This window comes from uncultured Desulfobulbus sp., assembly GCF_963662935.2.
In the GTDB taxonomy this organism is placed as follows: domain Bacteria; phylum Desulfobacterota; class Desulfobulbia; order Desulfobulbales; family Desulfobulbaceae; genus Desulfobulbus.
Window position 1 is genome coordinate 2,765,922 of the sequence record NZ_CAXXTL010000002.1, and the last position, 15,742, is coordinate 2,781,663.

The 15,742-nt window shown below is 56.8% G+C and carries 13 protein-coding genes; 6 read left to right on the plus strand and 7 right to left on the minus strand.

All coding sequences use genetic code 11. From position 1 onward, the window contains the following. The first annotated feature begins 24 nt into the window (after positions 1 to 24). The 3 genes from ACHZCX_RS16585 to ACHZCX_RS16595 are packed head-to-tail and all read left to right on the plus strand — an operon-like array spanning position 25 to position 1,548. Positions 25 to 174 (plus strand): transposase zinc-binding domain-containing protein, encoded by a 150-nt coding sequence (locus ACHZCX_RS16585; protein WP_394708845.1) that lies wholly within the window; start codon positions 25 to 27, stop codon positions 172 to 174. 34 nt (positions 175 to 208) lie between these two features. Next, positions 209 to 667 (plus strand): hypothetical protein, encoded by a 459-nt coding sequence (locus tag ACHZCX_RS16590; RefSeq protein ID WP_319588309.1) that lies wholly within the window; start codon positions 209 to 211, stop codon positions 665 to 667. Beyond that, a complete protein-coding gene (locus ACHZCX_RS16595) occupies positions 664 to 1,548 on the plus strand; it encodes a tetratricopeptide repeat protein (RefSeq protein ID WP_319588310.1) in 885 nt (294 codons plus the stop codon). The genes ACHZCX_RS16590 and ACHZCX_RS16595 overlap by 4 nt, the downstream gene beginning before the upstream one ends. A gap of 61 nt (positions 1,549 to 1,609) precedes the next feature. Here the strand turns inward: ACHZCX_RS16595 and ACHZCX_RS16600 are convergent, their stop codons facing one another. Then, a complete protein-coding gene (locus ACHZCX_RS16600) occupies positions 1,610 to 2,590 on the minus strand; it encodes an MBL fold metallo-hydrolase (protein WP_319588311.1) in 981 nt (326 codons plus the stop codon). A gap of 90 nt (positions 2,591 to 2,680) precedes the next feature. Then, positions 2,681 to 3,313: a hypothetical protein gene (locus ACHZCX_RS16605; RefSeq protein WP_319588312.1), complete on the minus strand. Its 633-nt coding sequence runs from the start codon at positions 3,311 to 3,313 to the stop codon at positions 2,681 to 2,683. A 735-nt stretch (positions 3,314 to 4,048) separates the two neighbouring features. On the opposite strand from ACHZCX_RS16605, the gene ACHZCX_RS16610 reads away from it, so the two are divergent. Beyond that, positions 4,049 to 5,374, plus strand: coding sequence for a DUF945 family protein (locus ACHZCX_RS16610; RefSeq protein ID WP_319588313.1), 1,326 nt, complete (start codon positions 4,049 to 4,051; stop codon positions 5,372 to 5,374). A gap of 385 nt (positions 5,375 to 5,759) precedes the next feature. Here the strand turns inward: ACHZCX_RS16610 and ACHZCX_RS16615 are convergent, their stop codons facing one another. The 5 genes from ACHZCX_RS16615 to ACHZCX_RS16635 form a co-directional block, all read right to left on the minus strand. Continuing rightward, positions 5,760 to 6,563, minus strand: coding sequence for a hypothetical protein (locus tag ACHZCX_RS16615; protein ID WP_319588314.1), 804 nt, complete (start codon positions 6,561 to 6,563; stop codon positions 5,760 to 5,762). 12 nt (positions 6,564 to 6,575) lie between these two features. After that, positions 6,576 to 7,268, minus strand: a complete 693-nt coding sequence (locus tag ACHZCX_RS16620) for an ABC transporter ATP-binding protein (RefSeq protein WP_319588315.1) — start codon at positions 7,266 to 7,268, stop codon at positions 6,576 to 6,578. Continuing rightward, positions 7,261 to 8,487: a lipoprotein-releasing ABC transporter permease subunit gene (locus ACHZCX_RS16625; protein WP_319588316.1), complete on the minus strand. Its 1,227-nt coding sequence runs from the start codon at positions 8,485 to 8,487 to the stop codon at positions 7,261 to 7,263. The genes ACHZCX_RS16620 and ACHZCX_RS16625 overlap by 8 nt, the downstream gene beginning before the upstream one ends. A gap of 10 nt (positions 8,488 to 8,497) precedes the next feature. After that, positions 8,498 to 9,985, minus strand: a complete 1,488-nt coding sequence (gene lysS / locus ACHZCX_RS16630; RefSeq protein WP_319588317.1) for a lysine--tRNA ligase — start codon at positions 9,983 to 9,985, stop codon at positions 8,498 to 8,500. A gap of 132 nt (positions 9,986 to 10,117) precedes the next feature. After that, the gene (locus ACHZCX_RS16635) at positions 10,118 to 11,413 is read right to left on the minus strand and encodes a class I SAM-dependent RNA methyltransferase (protein WP_319588318.1); all 1,296 of its coding nucleotides are present in this window, start codon (positions 11,411 to 11,413) and stop codon (positions 10,118 to 10,120) included. Between the two features lie 90 nt (positions 11,414 to 11,503). Between ACHZCX_RS16635 and ACHZCX_RS16640 the strand changes: the two genes are divergently transcribed. Continuing rightward, entirely contained in the window at positions 11,504 to 12,856 is a 1,353-nt protein-coding gene (locus ACHZCX_RS16640; protein ID WP_319588319.1) for a sigma-54 dependent transcriptional regulator, read from the plus strand. Between the two features lie 115 nt (positions 12,857 to 12,971). Then, on the plus strand, positions 12,972 to 15,635 hold the full coding sequence (locus ACHZCX_RS16645; protein WP_319588320.1) for an EAL domain-containing protein: 2,664 nt from the start codon (positions 12,972 to 12,974) through the stop codon (positions 15,633 to 15,635). Positions 15,636 to 15,742 lie beyond the last annotated feature (107 nt).

The following is a 15,742-nucleotide window of genomic DNA, read 5'->3' on the forward strand; positions in this document are numbered from 1 at the left end:
AGAAAGGCTGGGCTTTCAGATATCATTCGACAATATTGGCAGGCCTTTCGTCAACCCACGTCGCTCAACAACAAGCACAAAGCCGTTCTCTCCGCCATCGAGTGTTGCTGCACCGAACGATTGGGGTGCCATCTGGATACATGTAACCACTGCGGTCACCGTGAAATTCAGTAAAAAATAAATCGGTTTAGATAATGGAGGAGTTCATATGGCCTTATTTCCTGAGCTTATTAAATTAGGGTTCTTAGGGTTTGCTGTTGTTGTGCTAATTTTTTCTTTCTGGCTTTTGCATGGAATCACCTCTAATCCAAACCTTTCAAATGAAGGAGTCTCAATACGAGCACGAGAAATCCGGATATATATGGCGGGTTCTGTGCTTGTCCTGGTTCTTGGTTTAGCATGGGAATTTTTTAATCCCAAAGTATCATTGTTTGTAGATGTACATCCCAACGACATGGATGGACTATTAATTCGTGTTAAAGGACAAAGCATTGAATGGAACAAGGGGAAGACGGAAATCCAAATTCCGAATGGACAAGAGATTACGCTTGACCTGGTTCAAATTGACAGGAAACTGCGAGGAACAGAGAACTACACAAGAGAAATTAAAATGACCCAGTTGAAAGAGGCTACAGGTAATTTAGAAACCAAGGAGGCTGGGCTATGACATCGCGAATAATACTGACTGCTTTGGGTTTGACTTTGATGGTTTGCAATGTATCTGCAACTGCTGACGATCGTTGCATAGGTGTACCAGAATCTGCATGTCGTCGTTTTGTCGAAGCAGTTGGAATGCGTCAAAAAAACAACCCTAAAGGGTCACTGCTGGTAATCGAAGAACTGAGCAAGAATTATTCCAATAATTTTACAATACAATATACATACGGACGTTTACTAGCAGAAGACAAACGTTATGAAGATGCTATAAAGCAACTTCAAATTGCTTTAGAGTTAGGTCATGATTTTGAAAATTTTGATATTGAAATATACAATATTATTGGATTTTCATTGTTAATGGAAAGTAGATACGATGAGTCTATAGAATATTTTTATACAATTGAAATGTCAGAAGAGTTTCAAAAGAAATCTAAAGATTTTAAAATAAAAGTTTACAATAATTTCGGCGTAGCATATATGCAACTAGACCGATTTCAAGAGGCAAAAGAAAAATTCGAAAAATCAAAAAACCTTGGAAGTAAATTAGCATATAAGAATATCGAAAAGATTGATTCAATCCTGGAATCACTAAGAAATGGTGATGTAAATATGCCTGGAATTTTCGCTTTAATCGTTGCAAATCCTACTACAGAAATATATACTCAACAATCGTTATTGAAAGTATCTAACAAGCTAGATATTCCATCATCTGGGTTTACAGTTTTTCGTGCTACTAAAGGTCAATATTATATTGCAATGGCAAGCCAGGTTAGCTATCCAAAAGCCGAGCAACTGAAAGAGCAGGCAAACAAAAAAGGAATATCCGATGCCTTCATAGGGTCCATTACGAGTTGGGATAACGTTACAAAGAATTTTTATAGCAAAAACTAGAACCTGAATCAGGGTGTGAAAAGGGGCTAGATTTATTTTTTGGTTTTCTACCCCCTTTTATTTATTTCTCCTCCACCTTCCGCATCGGCGTAAACTCAATAGGCACCCAAGCATAGCTCCCTTTCTCCTCGGTCCGGACATGGCCGATACCGGGGAAGGGCAGGTGCATCCCGGCCACCAGGGACCCGCTCGCCGCCATCTCCTTCATGATCGCTTTGCGGGTGGCAATGGCCTGTTTCTGATCGACATCAAACTCAATCGATACGCCTGGACGAGCAAACTGGACGGCATGGGCGTGGACCACGTCCCCCCAGATGAGCAGTTTCTGCCCTGTCGATTCCACCGCATAGGAGGTGTGACCCGGCGTGTGGCCGTTGGCCTTGACCGCCTGGACGCCAGGAACCAGCGTTGTCCCATCCTTGAACGTTTTCCATTGACCAGCGGCCAGATACGGCGCCGCCACGTCGCGGGCCATCTTGAAGAACGATTGCCGCTCCTTGGGCGCGGCCTCGGCCACCTTCTCGGATAGCCAGTAGTCGTTGTCCGCCTGCGAAACCCAGATCGTGGCCTTGGGGAAGACCGGTTTGCCGTCTTCGTCGTTGAGTCCGCCCATGTGGTCGGCGTGGAGATGGGTGATAATGACCGTGTCCACCTGCTCCGGCGCGTAGCCGCTCGCCTGCAGGTTCTGCAGCGCAAATCCCAGGGTCGGACCGAACAGTTGCGAGGCGCCGGTATCGACCAGCACCAGATGGGTGCCGGTGTTGATCAGATAGGCGTTGACTGCTGTCTGCATCTTGGGATTGCCGACAAACATCCGGGCCAACAGACGGTCCAGATCGGTGGCCTTGGTATTACGCAGCAGCTTGGTGTCCAGTTCGATGGCCCCGTCGTAGAGAGCGGTGACTTCAAATTGGCCCAACGGCATCCGGTAATAGCCGGGCACCTGGGTCTGCACCTTGGGTGCTTGGGCATGAACAAGAGCAACCAGGCTGAACAACAGGGTAAAGGTGAGGAGCAGGATGTGGGAACTGGAGCGACGCATGATCGGGCCTCCTTGTGGAAGAGTGTACAATTAGATGGGGAAGAGCAGTTGTCACCGGTGTACGCTGCTGCTCTGTAGGTCGTTTGTCAATCAGGGCGCCGAGGTTTTGGGCGTTCCTTCGGAATCCGGGACCTTGGTTGGGGCGGGCAAAGCCGCCGCATCACCGGGAGAGTTTTCCGCAAGTTCGCCGATAATCCCCCGGTTGCGCACATCATTGATGGTCTGAATCCGGGTCAGGATGGCCTCGAGGTTGATGGCTGCTGCTGGCCGGACCAGCTCATAGGCCAGGTTTTCCATGGCTGCTGCCGCTGCCCGGTTGGCCTGCCACTTGCGCTGGAAATCGCCGGTGGTCGATAGGGTCACCAAAAGGGCTGCAAAGGTCGCCATGGCCGCGGCCAGATCGTTGCGGACCTTGGGCTGGGACGCCAGGATTTCCAGTTTCAGAAACAGTCCGGCCATGGCGCTGAGAAAAGCGGAGCCGAACAGACAGCCAAAATAGGCGGCACTCCAATGAACCGAGTTGCCGCGAAATTCGCGATAGGTTTTAACGACGATCGTCCCCAGGGGCTTGGTGTCCGGTCGGTACAATTCCATCAGGTCTTCCATGGCCACGCCCCGGTTTGGTTGATTACGGGCGAGATAGGTGGTCGAGAGCCAACCGGCAAGAAGGGCGAGAATCACAAAGACTGCGGCCAGAACAACGATTTTTGCTGGTTTGTTCATGATTCCGTTCCTCCGCGTGGAAGTTTGGCCGTTCAAAAGGATGGCAGGCGGTTGACCACCGGTGCTTCGGTTTGGTCCGCTTAAAGGGACCGTCTGGGGATTGATTCGGGTGCGGGGTGCCCGCCTCCCGAGCTTTCTGTATAAAACTTCGCTCAGTGAGCGACAACAGAAATATACCAACCTTCTCGATAGGTCGTCGAGCAACACCGTGGGCGCTTTTGTGGCCGGGATGCCCTTGCAACCTCTTTTGGCTCTTGAGACATCCATGTTTTTTTTGATCACAAGCCCGGCGTGATCTTCAAGTCAGCCCCCCTGGGGCCATTGGCATTGCTCATTTCTACGACCCATCTCTGTCCCGTGGATGAGCTGTTTTAGTGTATATGTAATGTTTTCTGATGGTTACTGAAAATTATCTGCTTGCCAAAATAGATGCATCTCTGCTACAGAAATAAATCCTTTTTTCCGGGAAGTTGGGCCACGAAGCGGGATTTGGCGATGCTGCAAACTTTTACTGAATTCCCTCTCTCTCGAAAACGATATGGGCGGAAGATCGAGCAAGGAACGGAATTTTCGGATAAGCCCGAGAAGGAGAAGTCTGATTCCGTCGTCCTGTATTGCTGATGTTTTGAGTCTTTTTATCTTTGGTTGCGTGCCGGGACGCCTCAAGCGTACCAAGTGCGTCTTGCTATCTCTTTACTCCCACCACAACAGGGGACATCTGTCCCAAGGAGCAGTATGAAAAAAATTCTTGCCGGGATTGTCGTGATCCTTCTTGCCGCGGGGCTGGGTGCCCCGTTTGTCAACGGATTGCTCGCCGAGCGGCAGATCCGCGAAACATTTGACAAGGTCAACAAAATGTATGGCGATACCGGTTTTGGAATCACGGTCGAGATCACCCGCTACGACCGGGGTTTTTCCTCCTCGGAGATGGAGTGGAAAGTCAACGCCGGCAAAATGGCGGCCCTGTACGGCGTGAAAGAATGGCTCTTCCTCAACCGTATGAAACACGAGTTGACCGGCGTGGTTGCGGAGACAACTCTGACTAAGAATCCCGTGTATATGGATTTTATCAACCAGAAGCTGGCCGGTAAGGATCCGCTGCACATCACCACCAGGTATTCGCTGACCGGTACGTTCGAAACGACAACCACCCTGGATGCCTTTGCCATCACCGAGGAAGGCGAAACCGTCCAGGTGAAGCCAGGCCGGATACGTGCGACCTCCGATAAGCACCTCAAACACTTTTTCTACGAGGGCACCTGGGATGGGTTGCAGGTGAATGACCTGGCCACGATGGAGGGTTTTTCCATCAAATCCGACCTGGAGATGGCCTCGCTCTACCTCTGGGATGGGTATGCCACTTTCGCCATTAAAGGGGGGCGGGTCGAAGACGCCAACGCGCCGTTCTCTTTTTCCAACTTGAAGATGGACTGCACCTCCAAGTACGACAAGGAGCGGAACATCCTTTCAGGGAAGGTGGAATACGGTGCGGACAGCCTGAGCGTGGGCGACAAAAAAGTCGAGAACCCTTTTGTGCGCCTAGCCGTAAACGGATTGAATGCCAAGGGGTACGTGGAGTTCATGCAGCAGTATATGGCTGCCATCAGCAAGGTCATGGCGAATGCTGCCGCCACTACCGAGGATCCCGGCCAGATGGAAAAGATCCTCGAACAGCAGATGGCACAGGTTGGGATGCAACTCATGGTCTCAGCGGAAAAACTCATGACCAAGGGGTTGGAGTTTCAGATTTCCGATCTTCGTTTCAAGCTTGCAGAGGGTGAGGTCAACGGTGGCTTGACCGTGAGCTTGAAAAGGGACATGACCATGATGCAATTCGTGCCCCTTGCCAATCAACCGGCGTTGGCCCTGGACATTTTTGAACTGAAATCGCATCTCAGTCTGCCCAAGCAGCTCTTGGGCGATTCCCCCATGTTTTTTGAGCCAGCCTTCCCTGGAATGCAGACCGGAGTCTTTGTTGCGAAGGAGCAGCGCGCCGAACATCAGGCGGAAACGAAAGACGGTAAGCTGCTGCTCAACGGGAAGGAAGTGCAGCTGCAATAAGACGTTGTTATGAACAAGCCAACGACTAGGGCAACACCGGGGTGAGACTGCCCCGGCTCGCCCTAGTCAAATGGGTGCCGGTCTTCGGGCCTGGCCCTTCCTCTCCCTGTTTCCCTCGCTCCCTGCAACTCCAAGGGTGTAGGGGGCAACGAGACCAACAAAATCTTAGCATCATCGATCCCCAATCCTCATTGACGACTGTTGCGTGCGCATTTTCGCGCAGCCCCCTGAAATGGGGAAACTGTCCCTTTAATAGTTGACATATCTTAAAGAGAGGGATGCTTGTGCGACTCTCTCTTGAAGCACTACGAACCAGAGTCGGATGGGTTCAGCCGTCTGGACTCCTTATGTAGGTGTGGTGATGGTTATTCGTTTGCCCTGAGTCTCAACGCAGGATAAAGCCGAGCGCCTTTAGATCTTTGGCCCAAGTGCTCCAGGGGCCGGTGGCAAAGGAAGCAGTCATGCGTTTGGTATCGAAGAGGACCGTGGCATCCTGGTCGAGATGGCATTTGCGGTCATAGTTGGTGTGGCTGATTCGCAGAGACCAGGTGCCGTCCTGGTTTTTTTTGACCGCCTCAACATAGGCGGGGTGGCCGGTGGGCATGCCGCGGCGGGTGTTGACGTCAAGGACTACGACCGAACCGACTACCGGGGTGGAGGAAGTGCTGCCATTTTTCTTGGCGCAGGCAAACCACTGCACCGGGCTGGTGTCGCCCAGTCTGCAGGTCATGAAGCCGGTGCGGCAGCGGGCGTAGATCAGGCTCTGCGGTTGGCAGCGTCCGGTGGTCTGCACTACTTTCGTTACCGCGGTCGCCGGTGCCTTGGCGACTGTTTTTTGGCCTTTTTTGGTGCTTGATGTTGCTGTTTTGCCGGCCTTGGCGGTTTTGCCAGGAACCTGTTGTTTGACTACTTTGGTGGTCGTGGCTCCCGGTTGCAGGTGAAAACAGGCGGACCGGTTCCGTTCGCTGTCCCCAATGGCGCGTTCATCGCGGCAGGTTCGGTTTGGGTCGTCCTGTCCCGGCGCAGTTTCTGGGGAAGCACTGCCCGCCTCTTTTGCGGGAGCGGCCGAATGTTCGTTCTGTGCGGGCTGCGGGGAGTGAGCCGGTGGTTTTGATGGGCCGCAGCCGCTGGAAAGGAGCACAAAGGCAGCGATTACAAGAAAACGCAGGCAGAAAGGGGGGCTGGGCATTGTCAGTCTCCTTTAGAAGGGGCTGTCGAGGCGGAGGCGGCCGTCGGCCAGGGTGAGGCAGCGGTCCATGGCGCGGGCCAGTTCCATATTGTGGGTGACCATGACCACGGCCAGGTCGAGGTTTTTGCTCAGTTCGCGCAGCAGGGCAAAGACCCGGCTGCCGCTGGCGGCATCGAGGTTGCCGGTGGGCTCGTCGGCCAGGAGCAGAGCAGGGGCCATCACCAGGGCTCTCGCCAGGGCAACACGTTGCTGTTCGCCGCCGGAGAGTTCGCCGCTGCGGTGATCCAATCGCTCGCCCAAACCCACCCGTTCGAGCAGCTGCTGTGCCTTGTCTTTGAGCGCGGCGCGGGGGCGGCCGTTGATCAGGCCGGGCATCATCACATTTTCCAGGGCTGAAAATTCGGGAAGCAGATGGTGAAACTGAAAGATGAAGCCGATGTGGTTGTTGCGGTGTCCCGCCAGATCCGACTCGCTTTTGCCGGTCAGCTCGTGGCCACGGAAGAACAGCTGACCCGAGTCCGGCGTATCCAGGGTGCCCAGGATCTGGAGGAGGGTGGTCTTGCCGGAGCCCGAGGCTCCGACGATGGCCGTCATCTCACCGGGTTGAACCACGAGGTCGGCCTTGTTAAGCACGGTGATGGTGTCCAGACCGCTGCGGTAGGAGCGGCAGAGGGCGGCGGCCTGGAGGAGCGGGGTGTCATTCATAGCTCAGCGCCTCCGCCGGCCGGATTCGCGACGCCTTCCATGAGGGGTAGAGGGTGGCGGCCAGGGTGATGAGAAGCGCGGAAACGGCGATCACGGTCACGTCGAGCGGCACCACCTTGATCGGCATGGTGGACATGGGGTAGACATTGCGCGGCAGCTCGATGAGGTTGGAGTGTTTGAGGAGGGCGCAGAGGCTCAGGCCGCTGGCCACGCCGAGGGTCGTGCCCGAAAGGCCGATCACCATGCCCTGATAGAAGAAGATGCGCATGATGGCCTTGGTAGTGGCGCCCATGGATTTGAGAATGGCGATGTCGCGGTTTTTCTCCATCACCACCATGATCAGGGCGCTGATGATGTTGAGCGCCGCCACCAGGATAATCAGATCCAGGGCGATGAAGATGCCGAGTTTTTCCAGTTTGAGGGCGGCAAACAGGTTCTGGTTGAGCTGCATCCAGTCGCGGACCGAGTATCCCTGGCCCAAGGCCTGCTGGACGGCGGCGGCTGTCCGGTCGGCTTGGTCGATGTTTTTGACCCGGATTTCGATGCCATGCACCCCCCGGCGCAGGTCGGTGAGGCTGCGGGCGGTGTCCAGATTGATGTACCCCATGGTGGAGTCGTACTCGAACATCCCGGTTTCAAAGATGCCCACCACGACACAGGCGCGAATTTTGGGCAGGACACCCATGGGCGAGAGCGGCCCGTTGGGTGAAATCAGCCGGATCCGCTCGCCCACGCCGACCTGGAGCTGCCGGGCCATGTCGCGGCCGAGGACAATGGCCGGGACTTCGAAGGGTTTGTCGAGATCGGTCAGTTGGCCGGCGGTCATTTTCTGGCCGATACTGAGGACCCGCATAGCGGAGGCGGCGTCAATCCCCCGTAACACCACGCCGGTGGAATGGGTGGCTGAGCTGATCAGGGCCTGGCCGTAGATATAGGGGGTGGTGGCCTCGACCCCGGCAACAGCCTCGATTTTGGCCGTGACTCCTTCACTGTCGTTGATCGTGGAGCCGAACCGTTGCACCAGGGCATGGGCATTGACGCCGATGATCTGGTCGCGCAGCCCCTCGGTGAAGCCGGTGAACACCGAGAGCACGATGATCAGCGCCATGACGCCGACCGCCACCCCCAGAATGGAGATGAGGGTGATCAGCGAGATGAATTTTTGTTTGCGTTTGGCCCGCAGGTAGCGCAGGCTGACAAACCATTCAAAGGAGGCCATGGCACCCGCGCTACTCGTTGACTTCCGGTTTCATCTGCGGAAAGAGAATGACGTCGCGGATCGAGGGGGCATCGGTGAGCAGCATGACCAGTCGGTCGATGCCGATGCCTTCGCCGGCCGCCGACGGCATGCCGTATTCCAGGGCGCGGACATAGTCGCGATCCAGGACCGGATGAATCTCGTCGTCGTCGCCGCGTTCGCTGATCTGTTTTTGAAAGCGCTGCAATTGGTCGACAGGGTCATTGAGCTCAGAAAAGGCGTTGGCGATCTCCCGGCCGGTGATGAACAGCTCGAACCGGTCGGTGACCGTGGGATCCTCCTCATTGCGCCGGGCCAGCGGCGAGACCTCGGTGGGGTAAGAGGTGATGAAGGTCGGGTCGATCAATTTCTCCTCAACCAGCAGCTCAAACAGTTCGGTCTTGGCCTTGCCCGGTCCGGCATCGGGCTGCAGCGCGATACCTTTTTGCTTGGCCAGGGCCATGATTGCGGCATCATCCCTGAGAATGGCCAAGTCGAGGCCGGCAATTTTTACCAGGGCCTCTTCCATGGTCAGCCGTTGCCAGGGTGGCGCCAAATTGACCGGCACGCCCTGATAGGTGAGGTCCATGGAACCTGTTATCTCGTGGGCGAGCCAGGAAACCATCTCCTCGGTCAGGTCCATCAGGTCGTGGTAGGTCGAGTAGGCCTGGTAGAATTCGAGCATGGTGAATTCCGGATTGTGCCGGGTGGACAACCCCTCGTTACGGAAATTGCGGTTGATCTCAAACACCTTCTCGAAACCGCCAACCAGGAGTCGCTTGAGATAGAGTTCCGGGGCGATGCGCAGGTAGAGATCCATATCGAGCGCATTGTGATGGGTCCGAAAGGGTTTGGCCGTGGCGCCGCCGGGAACCGGTTGCATCATCGGCGTTTCAACCTCCATGTAGCCACGGTTGCTGAGAAATTCGCGGATCAGGCGGATGATCTCTACCCGTTTTTTGAACACCTCGCGGGTCTCGGGGTTGACGATCAGGTCCAGATAACGCTGGCGGTACCGGGTTTCGACATCAGTGAGGCCGTGGAATTTTTCCGGCAGGGGTCGCAACGATTTGGTGATCATTTGCATGCGGGCGGCCTCCAGCGACAGTTCGCCGGTCTTGGTCTTGAACAGCCGCCCCTCGACGCCGACGATGTCGCCCACATCCCATTTTTTAAAATGGTCGTACTGTTCCTCTCCTAAAAGATCGCGGCGGACATAGACCTGGATGCGGTCGGAGGCGTCCTGGAGGTGGAAAAAGGCGGCCTTGCCGAATTTGCGCATCGACATGGCCCGGCCGGCGACTCGGTGGGTGGTGCCGGATTCGTCGTGGCATTCCGCTGCCAGAGTGCTGCCCTGCGGCAGGATATCGGCGATGGGCGTGGGTGCCTTGAAGGTGTTGCTGAACAGCTTGACGCCGGCCTCGGCCAGGGAATCGGATTTTTCCCGCCGCTGCTTAAGGAGATTGCTTGTTGTTTCCATCTGGATATCTGCAAGGAAGAGTTAAAGTATGCGCCTGATCCGTGGATAAAACGAAGGGGGCGTCCTGGGAGCAGGAAGAAAATTGGTTGCGTGAGGAATAAACGGCCAAAATAGTGCGCAGCGGTGTCGATGTCAATTCCTTTCAAGGAGAGCGACGGATTCGATGTGGTGGGTCTGGGGGAACATGTCAACCGGGGTGATGCGGCTGATCCGGTAGCCGCCCTTGCCGATCAGGGCGAGATCGCGGGCCAGGGTCGCCGGGTCGCAGGAGATCGAGATGATCCGCTCCGGTTCCAGCAAGGGCAGGAGGGCGGCGGCTTTGCCCAGTCCCTGGCGGGGTGGATCGAGGAGGATGCAGTCGAACCGGGTCTTGCGGGCTACGAGGGTGTGCAACTGCGGCTCGACTCCTTCGGCGATAAAGCGGGCTCTGATCCCGTTGGTGCGGCTGTTCTGCTCGGCCCAGTGGATGCTCTGCCGGTTATGTTCGACCCCGGTTACTTGGGCACCGGCAAGCCCCAGCGGAATGGAGAAATTACCCATGCCGCAGAAGAGATCGAGGGCGGTGAAGGGCCGGGGGGCTAAGGGGAGGAGGTCGAGGGCCAGTTCGATCATTCGGGGGTTTTGCTGGGTGTTGACCTGAAAAAAGCAGCGATGATCCCAGTTGAGCCGGTAGGGCTGACCCCGGAGGGTGAAATCCTGGGACAAAACGGTTGTGAGGGCTTGCTTTGAGTCTTGGCCGGGCTTTGCCGTTTGCACAATCACCTCGTCAGCCAGGGCGTGCATCTGATCAACCAGGTTGGCCGGCAAAGGAATCTGCAGGCTGGGGCGTGGTTGGAGCACCAGGAAAACTTGATCATCCGCCGGACTGTGGATCAGCTCCAGAGCGGCTATGTGGTCTGCCAGCCGGTCACCCCAGCCGCCATCGACTACAGCTGCAATCACCCGGTTAATCGGGTTGACGGCCAGCAGGCAATGACGGATCTGGACCACCGCATTGCTGGCATTTTGGTGGAAGCCGAGCCGGCCTGTCGGGTCGAGGTGCAACCGCAATCGGGATCGATAGCCGAAGGGCAGGGGCGAGGGCAAGGCTGGACCGGGTTGATCCGGCGCCGGATCCAGATGGGCCCGCTCCAGGGCCTCCCGCAGAATCTGCTGTTTGATGGCCAACTGGGCCGGATAGGCCGCATGCTGGAGGTCGCAACCACCGCAGAGGCCGTAATGAGGGCAGGGCGGCACAACTCGATCCGGGGAAGGTTCCACCACCCTGAGCAGGCGAGCTTCCTTGAAGCCGCGGTGCGTCTTGGTTTCGCGGACAACCACGGTCTCGCCTGGCAACGCGCCTGAAACCATCACCACCATGCCGTCGCTGAGCGTGCCCAACCCCTTGCCGCCAGCTATCACCTTTTTAATCAAGAGCGTATGTTCCATTTGCACATCCTAGCAGTTTGTTGCTAGTATATTCAAGAAATGATTGACAAATTAAAGCCGGCAAAAACAGCGGGCAGAGGGTGAGTAAGCGTGTCCACACAGGTTAAAGCCAAAATTCTTATTGTCGATGATGAACGGGTGCACCGCTTCATGCTGCACGCTCTTTTTACGGAGTGGGGGTGGGACGCGGAGGAGGCGGATGACGGTTCCACCGCGGTGGCCGCTGTTGAACAGGGCCCCTTTGACGCCATTCTCATGGACGTGCGTATGGCCACCATGGACGGCATGGAGGCCCTGAAGCGGATCCATGCCATCAACCCGGCCATCCCGGTGATCATCATGACCGCCTTTTCCTCGGTGGACTCCGCGGTGGCCGCCATCAAACAGGGCGCCCATGATTATTTGACCAAACCGCTTGATTTCGACCGGTTACGCACCACCCTGGAGGTGGCCATGGGCCATCGCCAGCGGGAAACCAAATCAATCGACATCGGGCAGCCCTTTGGCGACGACGGCCGGATCATTGGCCGGTCGGCCCCGATGCAGAACCTTTGGGAAATGATCGTCCATGTGGCCCCCACCGAGGCGACGGTTCTGATCAACGGCGAGTCAGGCACCGGCAAAGAGCTGGTGGCAGCCGCCCTGCACCATACAAGCCTGCGCAATAAAGGGCCGTTTGTGAAGGTCAACTGCGCTGCTCTGGCGGAAACCCTGCTGGAATCCGAATTGTTCGGCCACGAGCGCGGGGCCTTCACTGGCGCGGACCGCCGCCGGGAAGGTCGATTCGTCCAAGCCCAGGGGGGCACGCTCTTCCTCGACGAGATCGGCGAAACCTCGCCCGGCATGCAGGCCAAACTGCTGCGGGTCTTGCAAGAGCATGAACTGCAGCGAGTCGGCGGTCAGGAAACCATCAAGGTGGACGTGCGTATCCTCTGCGCCACCAACCGTAACCTTGAGGAAGAAGTGGCGGCTGGCCGGTTCCGTGAGGATCTCTACTATCGTCTCAAGGTGGTCGAACTGGAGGTGCCGCCCCTGCGTGACCGGCAGGGTGATCTCCCCCTGCTTGTCGACTATTTCCTCCACAGTTTTGCCGAAAAAAATGGCCGCCTGGTCAGCGGCGTCACCCCCGAATGCATGGATGTATTCAATCGCTATCCCTGGCCGGGCAATGTCCGCGAGTTGGAACACGCAATTGAGCGTGGTGTCATCCTGATGCGCGGTGATTACCTCGACATCTCAGCCCTGCCGCTTGCTCTCCAGCGCTGGGGCGGGCTGAACGCCCCGGGTGCGGTGGAAGAACCCGCCACCCTCAAGGAGGCGGAGAAGATGCTTATCCTCAAGACGCTTGAGGAAACCGGCGGCAATCGCAGTGAGGCTGCTCGTCGATTGCAAATAACCCGCAAGACGCTCTTGAACAAGCTGAAAAGTTATAATATAAGCTAAGGCCGGAAAGAAAAGGCTGTGGTAGCAAGTGCCTCAGGCGAATTCTAGCTGCAGTTGGTGTGGTTTGACCCTTGACGCGGTTCCCGGAAACTCTACTGCTCGGCCTTTGAACCGAATGAATAGATCATCAGTCCTGTTGCAGGCCGCCTACGCTGCTTGTCGCTTCCTGATCCAGGAGCGAGACCTCCCCGCCTTGCTCCAGGGCCTTTGCGATCGGCTGGCCGGGCACGGAGTGTATAGTTCCGCCCTGGTGGTGCTGCTGGACCAGGAAGCGGGCGGCATGATCACCGCCGAAACTGGGCTGGGTGAGCATATCACCCCGGTTATGGGCGAGCTGCGGGAGGGAAGGCTGCCGGATTGCGGCGCTCGGGTTCTCCAATCCGACTCCAACGAGGCTGTCCTCTGTGCCGCCTGTTCCTGCAGGCTCTGTTCCATGCCCGGTGAACCTGTCTCATCCCTGGCCTTTTGCGCCCCTCTTCGTTGCAGTTCCAGTCTCTCAGGTTTTTTTATCCTCCAGTTGCCTCCGTCAATCGAGCCGGCGCCCGAAGAGGCCGCAATCGTGACCGAACTTGCCGAGGCCATCACCCAGGCTTTGCGGCAACTGTTTGTTTTTGAAGCGGTCAAGTTCAGGGAACAGGAGCTCAAACAGGCGGAAGAACGATATGAGTTGGCCCTGCACGCCTCCCAGGCCGGCCTCTGGGACTGGAATATTAAGACCGGCGAAATGTACACCAGTCCCGATCAGTGGGAACTGCTCGACTACCGGGAAGGCAGCGGGAATCCGGCCACCGCCCGGCGTTTCATCCACCCGGAAGACCGGGAGCGCGTGCTGGCCTTGCTCAACGAGCATTTGGCCGGTTCAACCGAAGAGTACCGGATCGAGTATCGGGTTAGGGAGCAAAACGGCGAGTGGGCCTGGTTTCTCGACCGGGGCCGGGTGGTGGAGCGGGATGAAAACAACATGCCGGTGCGGATGACCGGGACCCATCAGAACATCACCCTGCAGAAGCGGCAGGAACAGGCGTTGGCGGTGGTGCAGCAGCAGCTGCACGACGCAGTCGATGTTGAGCGCAATTTTCTCCAGACCGTCATCGACAGCGCCGGCGACCCGGTGATGGTCATCGATCTCGACTTTAACCTTCTCCTGATCAATCAGGCCGCCGCTCTTTTGGTTCGCGGCAATGGGGAAATCGAGACCCTTCAAGGGCGGAAATGCCATCAGCTGTTCTGCGGGGCCGGGACACCTTGCCAGGACCTGCGTTTCCCCTGTCCGGTGACGGAGATTCGCAACCAGCAGCAGCCAGCCACGCTTATCCACAACCCTTACCATGGCAACAGCGTCAATAACACCTTTGAGCTGGAGGTTTCGCCGCTGCGGGATGGGCAGGGGCAATTGTATGGCATCATCGAGGTGGCACGGGATATCACCGACCGGCTGCGCATCGAGAAAGAACTGCGCGACAGCCAGTCGCACCTCTACCGGCTGGCGCACCACGACACCCTCACTGGCCTGCCCAACCGTTTATTATTCCGTGATCGGCTCACCCAGTCAATCAGTAAGGCCGAGCGGAACCGGACTGGTGTGGCGATTCTCTTTCTTGATCTTGATCGGTTCAAGAACATCAACGACACCTTGGGCCACGATGTCGGGGACGCTCTCCTGGTAGAGGTGGCGGTACGGCTGCAACGGCAGTGCCGTCAGTCCGATACCGTTGCCCGGCTTGGCGGTGACGAGTTTGTTTTTGTCCTTGAGGCCGTGGGCAACCGCAAAGATGCGGCCGTGGTCGCCGAGAAGATTATGGCGGCCCTAGCCGAACCTATTGCTGCCAAGGGGCATGCACTCTCCATCACCACCAGTATCGGCATCGCCATTTTTCCCGGCGATTCTGACGAGATTGAAGGCGTCATCAAGTGCGCCGACATAGCCCTGTACTCCGCCAAGGAGTTCGGTCGCAGCAATTTTCAATTTTATCGCCGTGAGATTGCCGACAACGGCCGGCGGCTGCAACTGGATGAACGGCAGTTCCGGGAGGCCATGCAATCAGGCGCGTTGCGCTTGGACTATGTGCCGCAGTATGCCCTAAACGGCGGCCAACTGGTTGGCTTTGAATCACAGATCCACTGGAACCATCCCCAAATGGGGCGGCTTCTGCCCGATGCCTTTCTTGCCGCCGCCGAGGAGTGCGGCATGCTGGCTGCGGTGAGTCTATGGGGATTGGAGAAAATTTGTCTGACCCTGCAATCCTGGCAGGAGCAGGAGGCAGGGTGTGTGCCAATCGTCGTCCCGATCACCTCTCGTCAACTGCTTGACCCTGATTTTTTTCCCCTGCTCGAGCAGCTCTTGGCCCGGTATGCGATTTCTCCCGGTCTTCTGATGTTTGGGTTGCGAGAACAGGCGGTTGCCGATGCCTCAGCCCAGGAGTTGGAGGTTCTTGGCCGGATTGGACGCCTTGGCATAGGGCTGGCGGTTGACGATTTTGGCGCAGGCAGATGCTCGCTTGTCCGTCTGCAGCAGGTGGCGATCAGGCGCCTTGCAGTCAACCGGCAATTGCTTGCCTGCGTTCCTGCGGATCAGCAGGCCGCAACCCTGGTGGCAGCCATCATTGCTCTCGCCCACACCCTCGGTTTGACCGTGCTCGCCGATGGGGTCGAGCAGGAGGAGCAGTTGGTTTTTCTCCGCGCCCATGGGTGTGATCAGGCCCAGGGGCCGCAGCTGGGGGCGCCGCTTGCTGGAGAAAAGGCATTTGTTCTTCTGCAATCCCGGGCAAAGGGCGGTTGACGCCTCCTGTCCTCCGTGGTAAGACCCCCACTTGTTTTTTGTATCTAGAAGGCCCGTTCGTGTCATCGCTCCGGCTTGATGCGGCATGATCGTCTTCCTTCCCCCAA